The sequence below is a fragment of the Pseudarthrobacter sp. TE9888 genome (assembly GCF_056279345.1).
The window spans coordinates 1,785,173-1,806,103 of sequence record NZ_JBWBRD010000002.1 but is presented as its reverse complement, the minus strand read 5'-3'; the positions used below and the strand labels follow the sequence as shown (position 1 = coordinate 1,806,103).

Genomic DNA, 20,931 nt, shown 5'->3' with positions numbered 1-20,931 from the left:
TCCATGCAGTACACGCATCTCGGCCGCTCCGGCCTGAAAGTCTCCCGCCTCTGCCTGGGCACCATGAACTTCGGACCGCAGACAGAGGAAGCGGACGCCCACAGCATCATGGACTCGGCCCATGAAGCCGGCATCAACTTCTTCGACACCGCCAACGTCTACGGCGGAGCCGACCACCGCGGCTGGACCGAAGAAATCATCGGGCGGTGGTTTGCGAAGGGCGGCGAGCGCCGGGAGCACACCGTCCTGGCCACCAAGCTCTACGGCACCATGACGGACCGGCCCAACGAGTCCAAGCTCTCGGCCTTGAACATCCGCCGTGCGCTGGACGCCAGCCTCAAGCGCCTGCAGACGGACTACATCGACGTCTACCAGTTCCACCACGTCGACCGCGACACCCCGTGGGACGAGATCTGGCAGGCCATCGAAGTCGCGGTGCAGCAGGGCAAGATCCTGTACTCAGGCAGCAGCAACTTCGCCGGCTGGCACATCGCCCAGGCGCAGGAAGCAGCACGCCGAAGGAACTACACCGGCCTGGTCAGCGAGCAGTCCATCTACAACCTGTTCATGCGCCAGGTGGAACTGGAAGTCATCCCGGCCGCGCAGCAGTACGGGCTGGGCCTCATTCCCTGGTCGCCGCTGCAGGGCGGGCTGCTGGGCGGGGTGCTGAAGAAGGAACGCCAGGGCGTCCGCCGCACCGAAGGACGCGCCGCCGAAACGCTGAAGAAGCATGAGGACCAGATCCGGCAGTACGAGGACTTCGCCGACGAACTGGGCCACGAACCCGGCGACGTGGCCCTGGCCTGGCTCCTGCACCAACCCGCGGTGACGGCGCCGATCGTGGGCCCGCGCACGCAGGAACAGCTGGACGCCGCCATCCGCGCACTGGATGTCACCCTTGACGACGACGCCCTCAAGCGGCTGGACGACATCTTCCCCGGACACCGCACGGCACCGGAAGACTACGCGTGGTGAGCCCAACCGCAACGGAGACGGTGGCGCCGAGGAGCATCCTCTTCATTGGCGGCACCGGGGTCATCAGCGCGGCGGCGGCAGAACGCGCCGCCGCGCTGGGCCACCGGCTGACCATCCTGAACCGGGGGCAGTCCGGCAGGCCCGTCCCCGACGGCACCGAAGTGCTGCACGCCGACGTCCGTGACGCACCGGCCGTGCGGGAGGTGCTGGGCGGGAGGGAGTTCGACGCCGTGGCGGACTTCATCTCCTACACTCCGGACCAGGCCCAAGCAAGCATGGAGTTGTTCCGGGAGCGGACCGGGCAGTACGTGTACATCAGTTCGGCCTCCGCGTACCAGAAGCCGCCCACCAGGCTGCCCATCCGCGAGTCCACGCCGTTGAAGAACCCTTTCTGGCAATACTCCCGGGACAAGATCGCGTGCGAGGAGCTGCTGTTCAAGGCCTACCGGGAGGACGACTTTCCACTGACGGTGGTGCGTCCATCGCACACCTACGACCGCACCAAGATCGCCATGGTGGGCGGCTGGACTGACATCCACCGCATGCGCGCCGGGCTGCCGGTCATGGTCCACGGCGACGGTACGTCCCTGTGGACGCTGACCCACAGCAGGGACTTCGCCAAGGCGTTCGTGGGCCTGCTCGGCCGGCCGCAGGCAGTCGGCGAAAGCTACACCATCACCTCCGACGAATACCTGCCCTGGAACCAGATCTACCGGCTCTTCGCCCGGGCAGCCGGCGTCAAGGAACCCGAACTGGTCCACGTGGCGTCCGAAACCATCGCCGCCCACGACTCCGAACTGGGTTCCAACCTCCTGGGCGACCGGTCCCATTCGGTGGTCTTCGACAACGCCAAGATCAAGTCCCTGGTCCCGGACTACACGGCCACCATCCCGTTCGCCGACGGTGCACGGGAGATCGTTGAGTGGTACGACAGCCATCCGGAGCTGCAGCAGGTCAACGAGGCCTACATGCAGCTTTCCGGCAAGCTCACCGGCTGGGCACGGCAGGGCGCCTGAAGCGGGCCGAATGACACTCACGGTGCCTTCCTGCCGCCCCGCCGCAACAAGAAGGCACCGGGAGTTGCTGTGCTACATTTCGGCGCATGACTTCGCCCCCTTCCAGCCGCCCCGTCGATGGGCACCCTTCCGATGGGCCCGTCGCGGCAGCCATCAGCCTCCTGGCGGAGCAGGGTTTCGATGCAACCTCCGTCGAGGAGCTCGCGGAAGCCTCGGGCATGAGCCGCAGCACCTTCTTCCGCAGGTTCGGGTCCAAGGAGGACGTTGTCTTCGCCGACCACGAGCGGATCCTGCACCAGGTCAATGACCGGCTCGCTGAATCCAGGCTCGAGCCGCTGGCCGCTGTGGCGGACGCAGCGCTACTGGTCTTCGACCACCACCTGCGGAACCCGGAAACCTCCCGCGCCCGGTATGGGCTTTTGCAGGCCGTTCCGGCCCTCCGGGACCGGGAGCTCGTGACCTCGCACCGGTACGAGCGGGCCTTCCTGCACTACCTGAATGACAAGCTGCCCGCCAACGGCCGGCGCGAATACAAGGCCGTTGCCTTCGCCGCCGCGGTGGTGGCCGTGCACAACGCCTTCCTCCGGGAGTGGCTGCGGGCCGCACCCGGTGCCGGGGACACTGCTGCGGGAGACCGGGAAAGGGCCACGGCCCTGGCCACCGAACTCCAGGCCCTGGCGGAAACCTTCCGGCCTGCACTCCTCGGCAGCCCTGCGGCCACCGCCGCCCACGCCCAGCCCGCGCCGACCGTCGTGGTCACCGTCCTTCCCGGCCACGCCGACAAGGAGGCCGTCGCCCAGGCAGTCCGGGACGCACTCCCCTAACCCCCGTGGCCCGCGCCCACCAAACTTGGGACTCAGTTTCTTGACGTGGAACCGCGTTTCATTGCATCCTTGAACCGTGTGGTGCACGCCACATGGCACAGGCCCCCACGCCGCCGCTGATCCAAAGGATGCAGATACATGACGACCTCGTCGCCCAGCCTCGCGCCCACCCGCACCGGAGACCCTGCCAGCTTCCCCTCCGGAACAGTTGAGCCGGAATATGTCCTGACCGAGGCCCTCGGGACGGACCCGGCGTCCATCCTGGCCGGCGTCAGCGACGAGGACCGCGTGTACTGGGACCGTGCCCGCAGCTTCGTCCAGGATGAGGTCCTCCCTGTCATTGACGGCTACTGGGAACACGGGGAGTACCCGCGGCATCTCCTCCGCCGCCTGGGCGAACTGGACCTGCTCCGCGATGGCATCACTGTGGAGGGCTTCGCGCCTATGAGCAGCATGGCCGCCGGCCTGGTGAACATGGAAATCAGCCGGGGCGACGGTTCAGTGGCCACGATGATTGCGGTCCAGGGCGGCCTGGCACTTCGGTCGGTTGCCGAGTGTGGATCCACGGCGCAAAAGGAGCGCTGGCTTCCTGCGATCGCCAACGGCACGGAATACGCGGCGTTCGCCCTCACGGAACCAACCCATGGTTCCGACTCGGTGGCCCTGGAAACCACGGCCACCCGCACGGAGGGCGGCTTCCTGCTCAACGGCGAAAAGAAATGGATCGGCAACGGCTCCGTAGGTGGCGTCAGCGTTGTCTGGGCCCGGGGCGACGACGGCCAGGTCCACGGCTACCTGGTTCCACAGGACTCCCCCGGCTACACCGCCAGGAAAATCGAAGGCAAACTTGCCCTCCGCGCCATCTGGCAGGCCCACATCCGCCTTGAGGACGTCTTCGTTCCGGAAGAAAACGTCCTGCCGGGCGCACGGACGTTCAAGGACACAGCCCGGGTGCTGCTGGCGACCCGCCTGGGCGTGGCCTGGTCCGCCGTCGGCCACGCCACGGCCTGCTACGAAACGGCCGTCCAGTACGCCAAGCAGCGCAAGCAGTTTGGCCGGCCGCTGGCCGCCTCCCAGATCGTCCAGGAACGGCTGGCCCGGATGCTCAGTGAACTGGCCACCATGCAGCTGATGGTGGTGCAGATGACCCGGCTCGATGAAGCCGAAACCCTCACGCCCGAGCAGGCCTCGCTGGTGAAGTACACCTGCACCCGGACCGCGCGCGGCATCGCCAGCAACGCCCGTGACCTGCTGGGCGGCAACGGCATCCTGCTGGAAAACCGGGTCGCCCGGCACCTTGCCGACATTGAAGCCATCCACACCTACGAAGGCACCGAAACCATGCAGGCTCCTCATCATCGGCCGCGGCATCACCGGCACCTCCGCCTTCGCCTAAGCCCTGCCACCCGGCTCCGCCACCCGCCATCCCCTTGAAAGGACTGTTCTTGAACCAGAACGCCAACATCCCCGTCATCCTGGGCGGCGCCCGCACCCCCTTCGGCAGGTTCCGCGGCGGCCTCACGCCCTTTTCCGCCAGCGAACTGGGTGCCCACGCCATCCATGCCGCGCTGGAACGCACGGGCGTGGCGCCGGAGCAGATCGGTGCCGTCATTGTCGGCCAGGTGATCCAGGCCGGAGCCGGCCAGGGCCCCGCACGCCAGGCCAGCCTGGCCGCCGGAATCGGCTGGGACGTCCCCACCATCACCATCAACAAGCTCTGCCTGTCCGGGCTCACCGCCGTCATCGACGCCGCCCGGATGATCCGCACGGGGGAAGCCGACTTCATCGTGGCCGCAGGCCAGGAATCGATGACCAACGCACCGCACCTGGTCCCCGGGCTGCGCGCCGGCGTCGTCATCGGCGACGCCCCCATGCTGGACTCTTTGAACCACGACGGACTGCAGGACCCGGTGAGCGGGAAGCTCATGGGTGAGGCCACCGATTCCGGCAACGCGGAACGGGGCATCACGCGCGAAGAGCAGGACGCTGTCGCGGCCCGGTCCCACCAGCGTGCCGAAGCCGCCCGTGCGGCCGGGATGATGGCGGAGGAGATCGCACCCATCGACATACCGCAGCGCAAGGGACCCGCCGTGACGCTTGAACACGACGAGGGCATCCGGCCGGACACCACAGCGGAATCCCTGGCCCAGCTCCGCCCGGCATTCTCCAAGGCGGAGACCGCCACCATCACGGCAGGGTCGTCGTCGCCCCTTTCCGACGGCGCCGCAGCGCTGGTCATTGCCAGCAAGGCAGCAGCGGAAGCAGCAGGCCTGGAGTGGATCGCCGAGATCGGTGCCCACGGCCAGACCGCGGGCCCCGACGGATCCCTGCACTCCCAGCCGGCCCGGGCCATCGAACGCGCGCTCAAGGACCAGGGGCTGACGGCGCAGGACCTGGACCTGGTGGAAATCAACGAGGCCTTCGCCTCGGTCCTCATCCAGTCCGCCAACGATCTGGGCATCGACACCGAAACTGTCAACGCCGAAGGCGGCGCCATCGCGCTGGGCCACCCCGTGGGCGCCTCGGGCGCGCGCCTGGTGCTGCACCAGGCGCTGGCGTTGAAACGCCGCGGCGGAGGCACCGGCGTCGTCGCCCTCTGCGGGGGCGGCGGCCAGGGCGACGCCCTCATCCTCACCGCGTAACCAACCCACCAGCGTGACCCTCCCACCGAAGAAGCAGGCCATGACCAACACCAACTCCGCCGACGGCTTCGCCACCATCTCCGTCGCAGCGATCCTCGCCGAATCAGCCACGAGGACTCCCGACAGCATCGCCCTCGTCGTCGGTGAAGACCAGGTCAGCTACGGCGACCTTTGGCGGCAGACCCGCGCCTACGCCGGTGCGCTGCGCGCCCGCGGCGTTGGTCCAGGTGACGCCGTCGCCGTCCTGATCCCCAACGTGCCGGACTTCGCTCGGGTGTACTACGCCATCCTCTCGCTCGGCGCCATCGTCGTCCCGGTCCACGCCCTGCTCAAGGCCCGCGAAATCGAGTACGTCCTGCAGGACAGCGGCGCCCGGCTGCTCATCTGCGCCGCTCCCCTGCTCACGGAGGGCGCTGCCGGTGCTTCAGCCAGGGGGGTCGATGTGCTGACGGTCATGGCGCCCGACGACGGCGGGTTCCCCCGGCTGGAAGCGGAGGCGGACGCCGCCGAGCCGATCCGGACGTACGAACCCTGCCGGCCATCGGACACGGCCACCATCCTGTACACGTCCGGCACCACCGGCAAACCGAAGGGTGCGCTGGGGACGCACTTCGCCCTGGTGGAACAGACGTCCGTCCTGCTGACCAGCGTGATGGACTTCCGGCCGGGCGACACCCTCTTCGGCGGCCTGCCGCTCTTCCACACCTTCGGCCAGACGGTGGTGCTCAACACGGGGCTGCGCGCCGGTGCCACCATTGTCCTGATGCCCCGGTTCAACGGCCCGGACGCCCTAAAGCTGCTGGCCCGGCACAACGTCAACATCTTCCTTGGCGTGCCCACCATGTACGTGGCACTCCTGGAAGCTGCCAAGACCGTGCCGGAAGGACCCACCGCACTGCGGTACGGCATCTCCGGCGGGGCGTCGCTTCCGCTGGCCGTGATGGACCGTTTCCGCGACGTTTTCGGCGTGGAAATCCACGAAGGGTATGGCCTGACGGAAACGTCGCCGGTGGCGGCCTTCAACCACGTGGGCATGCAGCCGAGGCCGGGCACCATCGGAATTCCCATTTGGGGCGTCGACATCGAAATCGCCCGCCCTGAGGTGACTGAGCGGATCGAACTGCTGCCCAACGGGGAACTCGGCGAGCTGGTGATCCGCGGCCACCTGCTGATGAAGGGGTACCTCAACCGGCCCGAGGCCACCGCTGAGGCCGTGGTGGACGGCTGGTTCCGCAGCGGCGACCTTGGCACCAAGGACGACGACGGCTACCTCACCATCGTGGACCGCAAAAAGGACATGATCATCCGGAACGGCTACAACGTGTACCCGCGGGAAGTGGAGGAAGTCCTGCTGACCCATCCCTCCGTGGTCAGCGCGGCCGTCTACGGCATCCCGCACGACGTCCACGGCCAGGAAATCGCGGCCGCCATCGTCCTGGACGCGGGAGCCACAGTCACCGAGACCGAGCTGGTGGACTTTGCCAGCGCCCAGCTCGCGGCCTACAAGTACCCGCGCGTGGTCAGGATACTTTCCGAACTCCCGCTCGGCCCCAGCGGCAAGATCCTCAAGCGGAAACTGGCGGAGGAACCGGCCTAGGCTCCTGCGGCAGCACCCTCCGGGCCGTTCCGAATCGCGGGCACTGGGCGCCGGGACGGCCCGGAGAGGGCAGACTGATCGCATGACACTTGCACCGCTCATCGACCTCAATGACGGCAACAGGATCCCGCAGCTGGGGCTTGGCACCTGGCCGCTGGACGACGAACAGGCGGCCGCAGCCGTCGTCCAGGCCGTGGAAGCCGGGTACCGGCACATCGACACCGCCGTGAAGTACGGCAACGAACGCGGCGTGGGGAACGGCATCCGCGCCTGCGGCGTGGACCGCGGCGAGCTGTTCATCACCACCAAGCTGGACGGCGAATCCCAAGGCCACGACCGCGCCGTAGCAGGCTTGGAAGGGTCCCTGGCGCGACTGGGCCTGGATTACGTGGACCTGCTGCTGATCCACTGGCCCCTGCCCGGCAGGGACCAGTACGTTTCCACGTGGCGGACCTTCGAACGCCTGCAGTCTGACGGGAAAGTCCGGTCCATCGGGGTGTCCAACTTCAAACCGGCGCACCTCGAACGCCTGATGGCGGAGACTGACGTGGTGCCGGCCGTGAACCAGATCCAGCTAAGCCCCGCCATTACCCGGCAGGCAGAGCGCGAATTCCATAACCGGCATGGCATTGTGACAGAGTCCTATAGTCCGCTGGGCGGCTCTGGGGCAGGTTTGCTGGCTGCTCCCGTCCTCTCCCGGCTGGCAGAAAAGCATGGCAAAACCCCCGGCCAGGTGGTCCTCCGGTGGCACGTACAAAACGGATTGGTAACGATTCCCAAGACGGCTTCCCCCACCCGGATGGCGGATAACCTGGAGGTGTTCGATTTCGTCCTGGACCCGCAGGATCTAGCGGATTTGGGGGCCTTGGACGAGGGCCCCGGGGCAGGCAACGACTCGGACCGGACGGGACACTAAAGCCGTCCTGAACTGCACTTTTTTCCAAAAACGGGGTTGGCAAAAAGATAGTAAGCATGATTACTATTGAGCCAGAAGGATGAAGTGCCTCCGGGACCTGGAGGCCTCCTTTACCTAGGAAGAGAGCTTCAAATGGGATTTATTGCATTTCTGATTCTCGGACTTATTGCCGGTGCGATCGCTAAGGCGATCCTCCCGGGACGCCAGGGTGGCGGCTGGATCATCACCATGGTGCTCGGCGTCGTTGGCGCTTTCCTCGGTGGCTGGCTGGGCGGGATGATCTTCGGCAGTGGACTGCAGGAGTTCTTCTCGATCCAGACGTGGCTGCTGGCGATCGTTGGCTCGCTGATCGTCCTTGCCATTTACGGCATGGTCACCAAGCGCAGCGCCCGCGGCTAACGGCACGGGCACGCCAGGAAGCCGGCCTGGGGACATCATCCCCAGGCCGGCTTTCATTTTCCCCGGCAAGCGGCGTCACCGCCCCCTGCCGGGACTGACAACCTTCTCGCAGAGCAGGAGATCATCGTGAAAAACAAGCTTCTTTTGGGTGTAGGCGTTGCCGTGGGCTACGTCCTCGGATCTCGGTCAGGGCGTGCTGCCTACGACAAGCTGAAGGCCCGTGCGGCCGGCATCTGGGACAGCAAGCCGGTACAGGACAAGGTTTCCGTCGCGACGGAAACCATCAAGGAAAAAGCTCCTGACGTGGCAGACCAGCTTACGGAAGCCGCCCGCAGGGCAGGCACTGTGATCGGCTCTGCAATGCACCGCGACAGTCCTGCGGGCCACACTGCAGCAGGCACTTCTGCTGCACCTTCCACGGACACCGACACCCCCGGCGCCCTGGGCGGAGACCATATCCCCGCCCACAGCACCCACCCCGAGACCACCAACCTTGGCACCTCCGGTGGGACCGGCACGAAGTCCTGATTGACGCTCCACCGGTCATTCATGACGCGGGTCACGCCGCATGACATGGGAATGACCAGCCTTTGTGCTACAACTGAATCGCCTTGCCGGCCGTCGCGATCCTTGGGGGACGCGGCGGCCGGCAGTGCTTAAACCCCGGCAGTGCTTAAACCACAGTCCGGGTTTTTCGCTTAGGGGTTTCGGGGCCCGTAATGTCCGACGACCACAGTCCCGTCCAGCTCTTCCGAACGGACTGTCTGCACAGTGAATCCGGCTGCCGCCAGGATGCCGGCGGTGCCGGCCGCCTGCCGATCGCTGGTCTCGATCAGGAGATGACCGCCGGGCGCCAGCCAGAGAAGACATCCCGCGGCAAGCCGCCGATGGAAGTCCAGTCCATCAGGGCCGCCGTCGAGCGAGGCAACAGGTTCGTACAGGCGGGCTTCCGCCGGCATCGTGCGAATTGCCTGCGTCGGGACGTACGGAGCGTTGACGGCGAGCACCCGGACCCGGCCGCGCAGCGCGGGCGGGAGGGCCGCGAACAGGTCACCCGCATGAACGTGGCCACCCAAGGGTTCCAGGTTCCGCCGGGCGCATCCCACGGCAGCAGGCGCGATATCCGCCGCATGCAGCTCCACGTGCGGGGCGCGTCGAAGGATGGCCGTGCCCACGGCCCCGGATCCGCAGCAGAGATCCACCACCACCGGAGGCGCCGGCAATGCGGCATCCGCCGGCAGGGCCAGGGCCCCCTCCGCCAGCAGGTCCAGAGCCTCGTTGACCAGGAGCTCCGTGCGCCGCCGCGGGACGAAAACGCCGGGCTCAACCACAACGCGGGCGCCGGCAAACTCAGCCCAACCCAGAATGTGCTCCAGGGGGATGCCTTCCACCCGCTGCTGGACACTGCGTAAAAGTTCCTCGGGGCCGGCGCCCTCTGCGAGGAGGAGCCGGGCCTCGTCTTCGGCGAAGACACAGCCCGCAGACCGCAGCCGGGAGACGACCTGGTTGAAGCCAAGCGGCGCGGACCGGCCGTGTACAGTCCGTAACCCGCCAGAATGCTGAACACCGCCCTCCGGGCAGCCCACGGGCACCTCCACGCCGGTTAGGCCCAGGTCTCCGGGGAGCGCCGGGTCCCGCCAATCACCATCAATCCAGCCATAGCCGCGACCCTCTCCCTTCTGCCAGTGCCGAAAAACCCATGCTAATCGGCGGCCCGGGGTACGGGAATAGGGGACAAAGCCTTGGCAGGATTGGACCATGACCAACGGTGCAGCCACCAACGAGGCCTTCAGCAGCAATCCAGCCAGCAACATTCTGTGGATCGGCACGTACACCCCCGACGGAGGCGGCCGTGCCGACGGCATCGGCGCGGCCCGCGAGCACCGGGACGGCAGCCTGGAATGGTTGGGGACGGCCATCGAGGCGCAATCGCCGTCGTTCATTGCTGTACACCCAGCCCTGCCGGTGGTGTACGCGGCGACCGAACAGCGCAGGAAAGTCCAGGCATACCGCCGGCACGGCGAAGCCGCTTTGGAGGCCTGCGGGGAGCCGCAGCCGGCCGGCGAGGCCACCTGCCATGTTGCCGTCGACCCGCACGGCCGCTTTGTCACTGCAGCCTGCTGGGGCGACGGGCAGGTCCTCCTCTACGAGTTGGATTCCGACGGCGGCATGACCCGGCGGTTCCCCGCCGCGCCGTCGGTTGATCCCCCCGCCGCCCTCTCGCCCGGAAGCCCCCGGCAAAGCCGCGCCCACGCCAGCCTGATGCTGCAGGACGGACGCATCATGACCACCGACCTGGGCCACGACACCCTCCGCATCTGGACCTACGAGGCAGGCACCGGACTGGTGGCGGACCACGAGGTCGTCCTCCCCTGTGGCAGCGGCCCGCGGCACCTGGCGCAGCACCCGAACGGGAACGTCTTCATCGTCTCGGAATACTCCGTGGAAGTCTTCGTGGTCCGCCCCGACGCCGGCATTTACGAGCTGGTATTCCGCGGGCCCGCGACGGCGGGCGGAAGCCGGCAGGGCGACTCCGCCGCCGAAATCTGCCTGGGCACGCAGGGGAACTTCGCCTACGCCGGAGTGCGCGGCTCGAACCTCATCAGTGTCCTGGAAGTCGCCGGGAACGGCACCGAACTCATCCCCGTCAAGGACTTTGCCAGCGGAGGGGACTGGCCGCGCCACCACCTGGTCCGCGGAAACTGGCTTCACGTGGCCCACGAGCGGTCGGACAACATCGCCAGCTTTGAGCTGGATCCCATCACCGGCCTCCCCGGACCGATCATGCACAACGTCAACGCCGCGTCACCCACCGCACTGGTAGCCGCGGGATAGCGCTGCCGCCCCGCCGGACCTCCAGGAGGGGCCTTCCCCAAACACTGGAGTAATTCAGTGCAAGCGCTTACAGTTGTGACTTGGTTCACAAGACAGCATGCTGTCCTTCGAACCCTCCTGCCGCATCCCCATGTCAACGGCAAGCCTGTACAGCAGCGCTGCTTCCCAGGAAGGTCTCACCCCTTGTTATTCCGCACCCCTCCCGGCGCTCCCCCACGCGCCCACCAACCGGCAAGTCCAGCCGGAACACCGCACCCTTCAGTAACCAGGCCAACCCGGAAGCGCGTTGCAGCCCGATCCGCAGCCGGTCTACTTGCAGCCGCCGTCGCCGTCTCCGCGGCAGTCCTCCCGGCCCAGGCCGCCCCTAACGGTCCAGGTTCCCAGGACCCCGGCAACAAGAACCAGGGCTCCGCAGAGGCCCTGCATTCGCTCCGCGGTCCCGTGACCGACGAAAACTTCTACTTCGTAATGGCGGACCGCTTCAGCAATGGAAGCACCGCAAACGACCAGGGCGGCCTGGGACCCGACCCCATGGTCTCCGGCTTCGATCCCACGAAAAAGGGCTTCTACAACGGCGGTGACCTTGCCGGCCTCCGCAATAAGATCGACTACATCCAGGGCCTGGGCACCACATCAATCTGGCTGACCCCGAGCTTCAAGAACAAGGCAGTCCAGCCGGAGGACAAGTCAGCCGGCTACCACGGCTACTGGGTCACCGACTTCACCCAGATCGATCCGCACCTGGGCACCAATGACGAACTCAAGGGCCTCATCGACGACGCCCACGCACGCGGCATGAAGGTGTACTTCGACATCATCACCAACCACACCGCTGACGTCATCGGCTACCAGGAAGGCGACCGCAAAGGCTACGTGTCCAAGGATGCCGTCCCTTACAAAACAGCTTCCGGCGAACCCTTCGACGACCGCGATTTCGCCGGCACCGGTACCTTCCCCCCACTGGACGCGAACACCTCATTCCCCTACAAGCCCGTCCTGGTACCCGACGAAGAAAACCTCAAAGTCCCGGCCTGGCTGAACGACCCCACCCTGTACCACAACCGTGGCGACGCCACCTTTACGGGCGAGGACTCCATGTACGGGGACTTCTTCGGCCTCGATGACCTGTTCACCGAAAACCCCAAAGTGGTGCACGGCATGGAGGACATCTACAAGTCCTGGATCGGCGACTTCGGCGTGGACGGCTTCCGCATCGACACCATGAAGCATGTGAACAACGAGTTCTGGCAGGAATTCGGCCCCAATGTCCTCACCTACGCCAAAGAGCACGGCAAGGACGACTTCTTCATGTTCGGCGAGGTCTTCGACACCAGCAAGAGCTTCACCTCGCAGTTCACCACCCGCAACAAGATGCAGGCAGTCCTGGATTTCCCCTTCCAGGACGCGGCTCGCAACTTCGCATCCAAGAGCCAGGACGCCAGGGCCCTGCAAACGTTCTTCGCCGGTGACGACTGGTACACCGACGCCGACTCCAACGTCTATGGGCTCCCCACCTTCCTGGGCAACCACGACATGGGCCGCATCGGCAGCTTCATCAGCCAGGACAACCCGGCGGCCGGCGACGCCGAGAAGGTGGCCCGCGACGAACTGGCCCACGAGCTGATGTACTTCTCCCGCGGCAACCCGGTGGTCTACTACGGCGACGAGCAGGGCTTCACCGGCCCCGGCGGTGACCAGGACGCGCGCCAGACGCTCTTCGCCAGCAAGGTGCCGGACTACCTCGACGACGACCTGCTGGGCACCGACGCCACCCACGCCACGGACAACTTCAACCCCGGCCATCCGCTCTACGCCAAAATCCGTGAGCTGGCTGCCCTGACCAAGGAGCATCCGGCACTGCGGAACGGAGCACACCAGCACCGCTACGCCTCGGATGGCCCCGGCATCTACGCTTTCTCCCGCACCGACGCCCAGGACCAGCGTGAATACGTGGTGGCCCTGAACAACAGCGCCCAGCCACAGACAGCCGCGATCCCCACCTACATCGCCAAGCGCAGCTACACACGGATTTACGGGCAAGGGGCCGAGGAAGCCAAAACCTCGGAGGACGCCAAGCTGACGGTCACCGTGCCGCCGCTCTCCGCCGTCGTCTACGAATCCTCGGGGCGGATCCCGCACTCCAAGGCCGCACCCGCCGTCGCCCTCCAGCAGCCGGCCGCAGCCCCAGGCGACAACGGGCGCATCAACGTGACGGCCGACGTCGACGGTTCCTCGTTCAACGAGGTGACCTTCGAAGCACGGACGGCGGGCGGCCAGTGGCAGCCAATCGGCACGGACGACACCGCTCCGTACCAGGTGTTCCACGACGTCGCGGCCCTGGACGCCGGCACTCCCCTGGAGTACCACGCCACTGTGCTGGACAACGGCGGCCACACCGCCACCAGCCAGAGCCGCCAAGCCAGCGTCCCCACGCCCGTCCTGACCCTGCAGAAGCCCGCCGAAGGCACCAGCGTGGACGGCAAAGTTGAGCTGAGCGCCACCGCCGATCCCGAGAAGGCTGGCAACGTCGTGTCCTTTGAGCGCAGCGTCAACGGCGGGAACTGGACGGCGGTGGGCACGGATTCGTCGTCGCCCGTGTACTCGGCAACCGACGATGTCTCCGGGTTGGCTTTCGGCACGAAAGTCCAGTACCGGGCCGTCATGGCCGGCACGGGCTTCAGCGTCACCAGCGGCACCAGGACCGTCACTGTGGGCCAGGCACCGCAACCCGATTCGGTGACGGTGGCCGGATCACTGAACCAGGCCATGGGCTGCACCGCGCAGTGGGATCCGGCCTGCCCGCAGGCAAAGATGGTCCTGGACCCGGCGGACCGCATCTGGCGGCTGACCGCGGACCTGCCGGCCGGGAAGTACGAATACAAGGCCGCGCTCAACGGCGGCTGGGACGAAAACTACGGTGCCGACGGCCAGCTGAATGGCCAAAACATCGTGCTGGACCACCCCGGCGGGCCGGTCACCTTCCGCTACGACAACAGCACGCACCTGCTCAGCGCCGCCTACGCGTCCCAGCAGCCGTCCGCCGTGGCGGCGGCGGGAAGCATGGACAGCGAGCTGGGCTGCGCCACCGACTGGGAGCCGGCCTGCCAGCAGGCCCAGCTGGTCCTGGACCCGGCAGACCTCGTCTGGAAGCTCACCGTGCCTGACCTGCCGGCGGGGAGCTACGAGTTCAAGGCGGCCCTCAACAAGTCGTGGGACGTCAGTTACGGGGCCGGCGGGGCAACGCCCGGGGCCAACATCGTGTTTGAGCACGACGGCGGCCCGGTGAGCTTCCGGTACGACCACTTCACCCACCTGATCACCGCAGGCTAGGCCGGCGGAACAAGGACGATGGCCCCGCCGCTTGAGGAAGCGGCGGGGCCATCGTGCTTTGAGCAGCTGCTCAGGGTCTGTGCAGGGATCCCTCCACGGCGGCGAGCAGCGCGTTGAACCGCTTGTTGCCGGGAAGGTCATCAAGGTAGACGGGCCTGCCGTCCGGGCCGCCCAGGGGAACCTGCCAGTTGGGGTACAGGGCTTCCGTAGTTCCGGGCTGGTTTTGGAGCCGCCGCTCCCCCACCGCGTCCACCAATGCCACGCCCAGCAATACGGACGGCGACTGGGCCAGCAGGAGGTGCAGCGCCTCGATGGTGTGCTCCTCCGCCGACTGCTGGCCGGGCCCGGCGGCCGTCCCCTCGGAGAGGTAGCCGCGTTCACGCAGCAGGACGAACATTTTCTCCAGCGACGCGTTGTGCTCGGCCCGCTCTTCCTCTTCGGACCGCTCCAGCAGCCCCAGCCGGCTCCGCAGCCCCACATGGTCGCCGGCAAGGTACCCGGCCGTGGGCGGAAGGTCGTGCGTGTTCACGCTGGCGAGCGCCTGCGTACGGTACTTTTCCGGTGCAAGGGGCGAATCGCCGTCGTACTCGAACCACAGGATGGACGTGCCCAGGATGCCGCGGGCCGCGAGGTAGTCACGCACCCAGGGCTCGAAGGTGCCCAGGTCCTCGCCGATCACTACGGCACCGGCGCGGTGCGCCTCGAGGGCCAGGATGCCGATCAGGGCCTCGTGGTCGTACCGGACGTAGGCTCCGTCCCCCGGCGCATTTCCGATGGGGATCCACCACAGCCGGAACAGTCCCAGGATGTGGTCCACGCGGATGCCGCCGGCGTGGCGCAGCACGTTGGCCAGCATGTTGCGGAACGGTTCGTAGCCGGCTTCGGCCAGGCGGGCGGGGTGCCATGGCGGCTGGCCCCAGTCCTGGCCCTGCTGGTTGTACATGTCCGGCGGCGCACCCACGCTGGTGTTTGGGGCCAGCACGCGGCCCAGCGTCCACGCGTCGGCACTGTTGTGGTCCACGCCGACTGCGAGGTCGTGCACCACGCCCAGCCGCATGCCCGAGCGGAGCGCCGCCTGCTGCGCGCTTTCCAGCTGCTCGTCGCAGATCCACTGCAGCCAGCGGTGGAACCCGATCCGGTCCGCCAGCTTCTCCCGCAGCGCTTCCGCCTCCGGCGTTCCGATGGCGCACGCCGGATCAGCCCACAGGGGATCCCCGGGGGCCAGGTCCTCGCGGATGGCGGACCAGAGCGCGAAATCATCCAGGCCGGTGCCGGAGATGCGGCAGAACTCATCGAATGCGGCCTGACGGGACGGTGACCGCCGGGTGTGGTACAGCATCTCCAGTGCCTGCAGCTTGGCGCCGTAAACGGCGTCGCGGTCCAGCCGGGCACCGTCCCGGTTCAGGACTGCTGCTTCCTCGTGCAGCTTTTCCAGTGCCGCGCGCTTCCGCGGCCGCAGGTACGCCAGCTCCGGGATGGCCTCGATCCGGATGTAAAGCGGGTTGAAGAACCGGCGGGTGGACGGCGAGTACGGCGAGGGCTGGACGGGGGGGACGGGTTCGGCGGCATGCAGCGGGTTGACCAGGACGTAGTCGGCCCCGCGCGCTCCGCTGATGGCCGCCAGGTCCGCCAGGTCCGAGAAGTCGCCGATGCCCCATGACCGCTTGGACCGGACCGAATACAGCTGCGTGGCCAGCCCCCAGCCGCGGCGGTCCTCAAGGGGTTTGGCCGTGTCCAGACGGGCCGGCGTGACCACCAGGACGGCACTGGCTGTGGCGCCTTCCGACTCCGCGTGCAGGGTGTGCCACCCCAAGGGCAGCTCCTCGGGAAGGGAGAATGTGGCACGTCCGGTGGAGACGCCGTCCACCTCCCGGGGCTGGATCCAGATGTCCTGCTGGACCGCCTCCCGCGATCCGGTTCCGCCTTCCAGTCTGATGGTGACGCTCGCGGTGGCACCGTCCCGCACGTGGACCGGAAACTGCGCCGGTTCGCCCTGCTTGATGACGACGGCCGGCGGCAGCATCCGCCGCCAGGGGGCCACGTCCACCTCCGCGAGGGCGGCCTCAATCTGCTGGTTGGTGTTGGCCTCGACCCCCAGCGCGGCCAACACCTTGATCAGCGTGGCCTCGGCAACGGCGTGCGGAAGCCCGTCCCAGCCCTGGAAGGACGTACCCACGCCATGCGCGTCGGCCAGCTGCTGCAGCAGGTGCGGATCCACCGTCCCGGGGGCAGCCGTTGGAGGGTCGGCGGGCGTCATTGGCCGTGCTGCGTCCTGCTGGTCTGCTGCCGTCATGGGTGTCCGCCTCGTCTGTGATGGTCCCGGAACTTACAGTGCTGCCTGTCGTGCCGGGCGCTCACACCCCAGTGCACAACCGTTGGTTCAGATTATTGCAGGGCGGCGCAGAGGCGAAACCGGCGCGGGATCGCGGACAGGACCGTTACGTGGATGGGGAGTGGATCCGGGCAGGCTACGGATCGAAGTGCGTGCTCACCGCTCCGTCGCTGACGCGCCCGAGGACCTCAGCGGCGAGGTCCCGCAGCTTCTGGTTCCGGTGGCTGGATGCCTTGGTGAGCAACGCCATGGCCTCACCCTGGCTGCACCGGTTCTGCGCCATGATCACTCCGCAGGCGAGGTCGATCGTGGTGCGGTTTGCCATGGCCGCCTTCAGGTCGTCTGCCAGGTTTTGGGCATCGGCGATCCGCAGCGCCAGCCGCAGGGCCCTGCCGGCAAGGTCGGCAAACCCCTCCGCTGTGCGGATGACGTTGGGGGCAAAGACGCCGGGTTCCGCGGCAAAGAAGTTCAAGGCGGCGGCCTGGTCGGCGTCCAGGCCCAGGGGAACGCCCAGCACGCTGCGGCAGCCGTTGTCAGCCAGCACCTTCTGGTATTCAGGCCACCGGGTATCGGTCTCGACGTCGGACAGGATCATTGGCTGCATCGCCTCCAGCGATGCGATGCAGGGCCCTTCCCCGAGGACCTGTTCCAGCTTGTCCAGCACCGCGGCCCGTTCGCTGCTGCCGGCAATGGTGGCGTTGCGCTTGCGGCGGCGGAGCGTAACCCCGCATTCGATGAAGACGTTCGCGGCATCGCTGAGCGTGGATGCGGCAACGGTGGACAACTCGGACAGGAAGTCAGCAACGTTGGTGCTGCCGATGATGAGGTCGTGCAACTGGACAAATTGTTCATCGTTATTGAGGGTGCCCATGCCTCAATATAAGTGCTGTTTCGGGCTGTTTGAGCGCCATAAAACGTCATCCCCGCCGCTCCGGTTACTCCGTGCGACGAAAAGAGAAGGACTGCAACGGAAATCTGCGCCGGCCTGCCGGATCTGTGTAGCGTCATGACGATCCAGGGCACGGCAACTGAATGAAGGAGACCGGAGATGAGCCTGAGCGAACTGCGGGTGTTCGGACGGTCGGGAACCCCCATCAGTCCCCTCACCCTTGGGACCATGAACTTTGGCGAGGGGACCGGCAGCGGCCAGGGTGCACCCACCGGCGCTGACGAGAGCATCCGCATCATCCACGCGGCGCTGGACGCCGGCATCACCGCTATTGATACCGCCGACGTCTACTCGCAGGGGGAATCGGAGCAGGTGGTGGGCCGTGCGCTGCGGGGCCGCCGGGACGACGTCTTCGTGGCCACCAAGTTCCACGGCCAGATGAGCCCCAACCCCGCGCACTCCGGCAACTCGCGGCGCTGGATCACCCAGGCCGTGGAGGGCAGCCTGCGCCGGCTGCAGACAGACCGGATCGACCTCTACCAGGCGCACCGGCCGGACTACAACACCGACGTCCTGGAAACCATCACCACCCTCAACGACCTGATCCGCCAGGGCAAGATCCTGTACTACGGGACCTCGGTGTTTACGCCGGCGCAGCTGGTGGAGGCACAATGGCTGGCCACCACCAACCACCTGATCCCGCCGGTGGGCAACCAGGTCCCGTATTCCATGCTGGTCCGCGGCAACGAGCGCGACGTACTGCCGATTGCCCAGCAGTATGGCCTGGGTGTCCTCGCGTACGGCCCGCTGGCGGGCGGCTGGCTTTCCGGCAGCTTCGTCCTGGAATCGGCCAAGCCGCCCACCCGGGTGCACACGCTTCCCGGCCGGTACGACCTGTCCGGGCCCGCCAGCGAGCGCAAGCTGTTGGCCAAGGATTCGCTGGCCCGCCTGGCGGACAAGCTGGAGCTGTCCCTGGTGGACCTGGCCGTGGGGTTTGCCCTGACGCATCCCGCCATCAGCAGCGTGATCATCGGCCCGCGCAGCGAGGAACACCTCCAGGCGTACCTTCGCGCCGCCGACGTCCAGCTGGGCGAGACGGTGCTCGACGCCATCGACGACCTGGTACCCCCGGGCACCAACTTCGTGGAGCGGGACGCGGGCGCCATCGTGCCATCCATCGAGTTCGCGGAATTACGACGACGGTAGCCTGCTTCCCTGAGCCAGGCTCCCACTGGGCGGGGCCGGTTACGGCGGCCGGAGCCTGCCTATGATGGCCGCAATGGAAACGCTGTTCACGATCGGTCACGGCACCGGCTCCCAGGAGGACTTCACAGCGCTGCTGCAAACTGCCGGGGTGACGTCCCTGGTGGATGTCCGGATCGGCCCGGGCAGCCGCAAGTATCCGCATTTCGGCAAGGACCGCATGGCGGTGTGGCTTCCGGAAGCGGGGATCGGCTACCGCTGGGAGAAACGGTTGGGCGGCTTCCGCAAACTGCTCCCGGATTCCCCCGACATTGCCCTCCGGAATGACTCGTTCCGCGCCTACGCAGGCTACATGCGCAGTGGCGATTTCCTGGCCGCAAGCGCAGAACTGGTGGCCGGGTCGCAGGTGGAAACCACCGCGATCATGTGCAGCGAAACCCTCTGGTGGCGCTGCCACCGCCGCCTCATCGCCGACCACTGCGTGCTGGTGGCGGGCCTGCCCGTTGAACACCTCTTGCCTCCCGGCAAGGCCGTTCCACACGTCCCCACCCAGGGGGTCCGGGTTGTGGGCGGTGAGCTGCGCTACGACGTCCCGGCGTGAGGGCGGCCCGGGGGCAGCCGAAACTATTGACTAAGTGGTAGAAGGCTCCTACGGTTTGATACCGAAACCGCCTCCCAAGGAAGCAGGGGCCTGCCATGCCAATGTCCGACGAGGAGCGACGCCTGCTCAAGGAGCTGGAAATGGGGCTGATCGTGGATGATCCCCACCTGGCCATGGAACTGCTCTCGGGTTACCCGGCACGTCGTTTTCCTGCAGGCCTGTTCCCGGGAGTGGCGGCGGCCCTGATCGGCGTGGTGCTCATCCTCGCCGGGGCCGGGATCCCCGCGCCGGGTGCGGTGGTGCTAGGGATTCTGCTGCTGGGGCTGGGGGCCTGCCTGTTGCTGGGACCCACGGTACTGGCCCGGCGGCAGCACACCGGCTGATTCTGCCGCTGGCTGTTCTGCTGCGCGGGACTGTGCCGATTCACCTGCTGCCCGGCGGCCGCGGGGCGTCAGGATAAACAGGCTGGCCAGGACGACGGCGGCGCCAAGCCACCCGGGTGCCGGGAGCCTTTCGCCCACCACCACTACTGCCAGGACGGCGGCCACCACGGTTTCCAGCAGGGAGATACCGGTGGCGGTGCTTGCGCCGACCCGGGCCAGGCCCCAGCCGAACAGGAGGTACCCGGCAAACATGGGGACCACGGCCATGTAGGCAGCAACACGGACATTGCCCCAGGACTCCAGCAGCGGTCCGCCCGTCGCGGCGAGGACGGGCATCAGCAGGAGCCCGCCCAGCCCGAAGATGCTCCCCATCGCAGCCCTGGACGTGACCCCGCCGCCCGCCAGGCGGTGGGCCGCCCAGGAGTACAGGGCATAGGTGGTACCGGCCAGCAGGCCAAGGAGGATTCCCGCCGTCGAGCTCCAATCCGTGGCCGCTTCCGCAGCAACCGGTGCGCCTGCTGCGGCGGCTGGCCCTGCCGGCGTGTGCCCGGCGAAGGAGAGCAGCGCGGCGCCGCCGACCCCCAGCAGGGCCCCAATGATCCATTGCCGGCTCAGCCTTTTCCGGTCCGCGAAGCGTTCGATCAGGGCCGCCGCCACGGGGGCGGAGCCGATCGAGACGACCGTGCCCACGGCCACGCCGGAGAGGTGCATGGAGCTGTAGAAGGCCAGGGGGTAGACGGCCACGGCCGCGGCACCGAGCGAAACCAGGCGCCACCGTGCGAGCAGGCTGCCGGCCTGGAGGCCGATGAGCCGTGCTGCGATGATCGCCTGCAGCAGGCCGCCCAGCCCCATTGCCACGGCGCCAACAGCCAGCGGGCTCACGCCTGGGGCGAAGGTGGCTGCGGTCCCGGTGGTGCCCCAGAGGACGGAGGCAGCCACGACGGACATCGCTCCCCATGGATGGGCCTTCGGGTGGTGGCGCTCAATGC

The 20,931-nt window shown here is 67.3% G+C and carries 17 protein-coding genes and 1 pseudogene; 14 read left to right on the top strand and 4 right to left on the bottom strand.

Features of this window, described 5'->3' with window-relative positions; genetic code table 11:
• Positions 1 to 3: 3 nt before the first annotated feature.
• From ACZ9J7_RS09065 to ACZ9J7_RS09025, 9 genes and pseudogenes are all read left to right on the top strand, one after another.
• On the top strand, positions 4 to 975 hold the full coding sequence (locus tag ACZ9J7_RS09065; protein ID WP_476208780.1) for an aldo/keto reductase: 972 nt from the start codon (positions 4 to 6) through the stop codon (positions 973 to 975).
• The gene (locus tag ACZ9J7_RS09060; RefSeq protein ID WP_476208779.1) at positions 969 to 1,991 is read left to right on the top strand and encodes an NAD-dependent epimerase/dehydratase family protein; all 1,023 of its coding nucleotides are present in this window, start codon (positions 969 to 971) and stop codon (positions 1,989 to 1,991) included. Before ACZ9J7_RS09065 ends, ACZ9J7_RS09060 begins: the two co-directional genes overlap by 7 nt.
• A gap of 86 nt (positions 1,992 to 2,077) precedes the next feature.
• Positions 2,078 to 2,815, top strand: a complete 738-nt coding sequence (locus ACZ9J7_RS09055; protein ID WP_476208777.1) for a TetR/AcrR family transcriptional regulator — start codon at positions 2,078 to 2,080, stop codon at positions 2,813 to 2,815.
• Between the two features lie 138 nt (positions 2,816 to 2,953).
• Positions 2,954 to 4,211, top strand: a pseudogene (locus ACZ9J7_RS09050) (acyl-CoA dehydrogenase family protein).
• Between the two features lie 49 nt (positions 4,212 to 4,260).
• Complete coding sequence (locus ACZ9J7_RS09045; RefSeq protein WP_476208775.1) at positions 4,261 to 5,457, top strand: acetyl-CoA C-acetyltransferase; 1,197 nt, start codon at positions 4,261 to 4,263, stop codon at positions 5,455 to 5,457.
• 40 nt (positions 5,458 to 5,497) lie between these two features.
• Positions 5,498 to 7,054 (top strand): long-chain-fatty-acid--CoA ligase, encoded by a 1,557-nt coding sequence (locus tag ACZ9J7_RS09040; protein WP_476208773.1) that lies wholly within the window; start codon positions 5,498 to 5,500, stop codon positions 7,052 to 7,054.
• A gap of 82 nt (positions 7,055 to 7,136) precedes the next feature.
• Positions 7,137 to 7,970, top strand: a complete 834-nt coding sequence (locus tag ACZ9J7_RS09035; RefSeq protein ID WP_476208771.1) for an aldo/keto reductase — start codon at positions 7,137 to 7,139, stop codon at positions 7,968 to 7,970.
• Between the two features lie 132 nt (positions 7,971 to 8,102).
• A complete protein-coding gene (locus ACZ9J7_RS09030; protein ID WP_141158447.1) occupies positions 8,103 to 8,369 on the top strand; it encodes a GlsB/YeaQ/YmgE family stress response membrane protein in 267 nt (88 codons plus the stop codon).
• 126 nt (positions 8,370 to 8,495) lie between these two features.
• On the top strand, positions 8,496 to 8,897 hold the full coding sequence (locus ACZ9J7_RS09025; protein WP_476208770.1) for a YtxH domain-containing protein: 402 nt from the start codon (positions 8,496 to 8,498) through the stop codon (positions 8,895 to 8,897).
• Positions 8,898 to 9,067: 170 nt separating this feature from the next.
• Here ACZ9J7_RS09025 and ACZ9J7_RS09020 read toward each other — a convergent pair whose 3' ends face one another.
• Positions 9,068 to 9,859, bottom strand: a complete 792-nt coding sequence (locus ACZ9J7_RS09020; RefSeq protein ID WP_476211823.1) for a putative protein N(5)-glutamine methyltransferase — start codon at positions 9,857 to 9,859, stop codon at positions 9,068 to 9,070.
• A gap of 268 nt (positions 9,860 to 10,127) precedes the next feature.
• On the opposite strand from ACZ9J7_RS09020, the gene ACZ9J7_RS09015 reads away from it, so the two are divergent.
• Complete coding sequence (locus ACZ9J7_RS09015) at positions 10,128 to 11,204, top strand: lactonase family protein (protein ID WP_476208769.1); 1,077 nt, start codon at positions 10,128 to 10,130, stop codon at positions 11,202 to 11,204.
• Between the two features lie 183 nt (positions 11,205 to 11,387).
• A complete protein-coding gene (locus ACZ9J7_RS09010; RefSeq protein ID WP_476208767.1) occupies positions 11,388 to 14,534 on the top strand; it encodes an alpha-amylase family glycosyl hydrolase in 3,147 nt (1,048 codons plus the stop codon).
• Between the two features lie 70 nt (positions 14,535 to 14,604).
• Here the strand turns inward: ACZ9J7_RS09010 and malQ are convergent, their stop codons facing one another.
• Together malQ and ACZ9J7_RS09000 are read right to left on the bottom strand one after the other, a co-directional pair.
• A complete protein-coding gene (gene malQ / locus ACZ9J7_RS09005; RefSeq protein WP_476208765.1) occupies positions 14,605 to 16,827 on the bottom strand; it encodes a 4-alpha-glucanotransferase in 2,223 nt (740 codons plus the stop codon).
• Between the two features lie 175 nt (positions 16,828 to 17,002).
• Positions 17,003 to 17,737: a GAF and ANTAR domain-containing protein gene (locus tag ACZ9J7_RS09000; RefSeq protein WP_476208764.1), complete on the bottom strand. Its 735-nt coding sequence runs from the start codon at positions 17,735 to 17,737 to the stop codon at positions 17,003 to 17,005.
• A gap of 177 nt (positions 17,738 to 17,914) precedes the next feature.
• Here ACZ9J7_RS09000 and ACZ9J7_RS08995 point away from each other — a divergent pair, with 177 nt between their 5' ends.
• The 3 genes from ACZ9J7_RS08995 to ACZ9J7_RS08985 all read left to right on the top strand — a co-directional run bounded on the left by ACZ9J7_RS08995 (position 17,915) and on the right by ACZ9J7_RS08985 (position 19,942).
• Positions 17,915 to 18,961 carry an aldo/keto reductase gene (locus tag ACZ9J7_RS08995; RefSeq protein ID WP_476208762.1) on the top strand — a complete coding sequence of 349 codons (1,047 nt, stop codon included), beginning with the start codon at positions 17,915 to 17,917 and terminating at the stop codon, positions 18,959 to 18,961.
• Between the two features lie 73 nt (positions 18,962 to 19,034).
• The gene (locus ACZ9J7_RS08990; protein WP_476208760.1) at positions 19,035 to 19,559 is read left to right on the top strand and encodes a DUF488 domain-containing protein; all 525 of its coding nucleotides are present in this window, start codon (positions 19,035 to 19,037) and stop codon (positions 19,557 to 19,559) included.
• Positions 19,560 to 19,654: 95 nt separating this feature from the next.
• On the top strand, positions 19,655 to 19,942 hold the full coding sequence (locus ACZ9J7_RS08985; protein ID WP_476208758.1) for a DUF3040 domain-containing protein: 288 nt from the start codon (positions 19,655 to 19,657) through the stop codon (positions 19,940 to 19,942).
• Here ACZ9J7_RS08985 and ACZ9J7_RS08980 read toward each other — a convergent pair.
• Positions 19,862 to 20,890, bottom strand: coding sequence for a DMT family transporter (locus ACZ9J7_RS08980; RefSeq protein WP_476211822.1), 1,029 nt, complete (start codon positions 20,888 to 20,890; stop codon positions 19,862 to 19,864). The genes ACZ9J7_RS08985 and ACZ9J7_RS08980 overlap by 81 nt on opposite strands.
• Between the last annotated feature and the right edge of the window lie 41 nt (positions 20,891 to 20,931).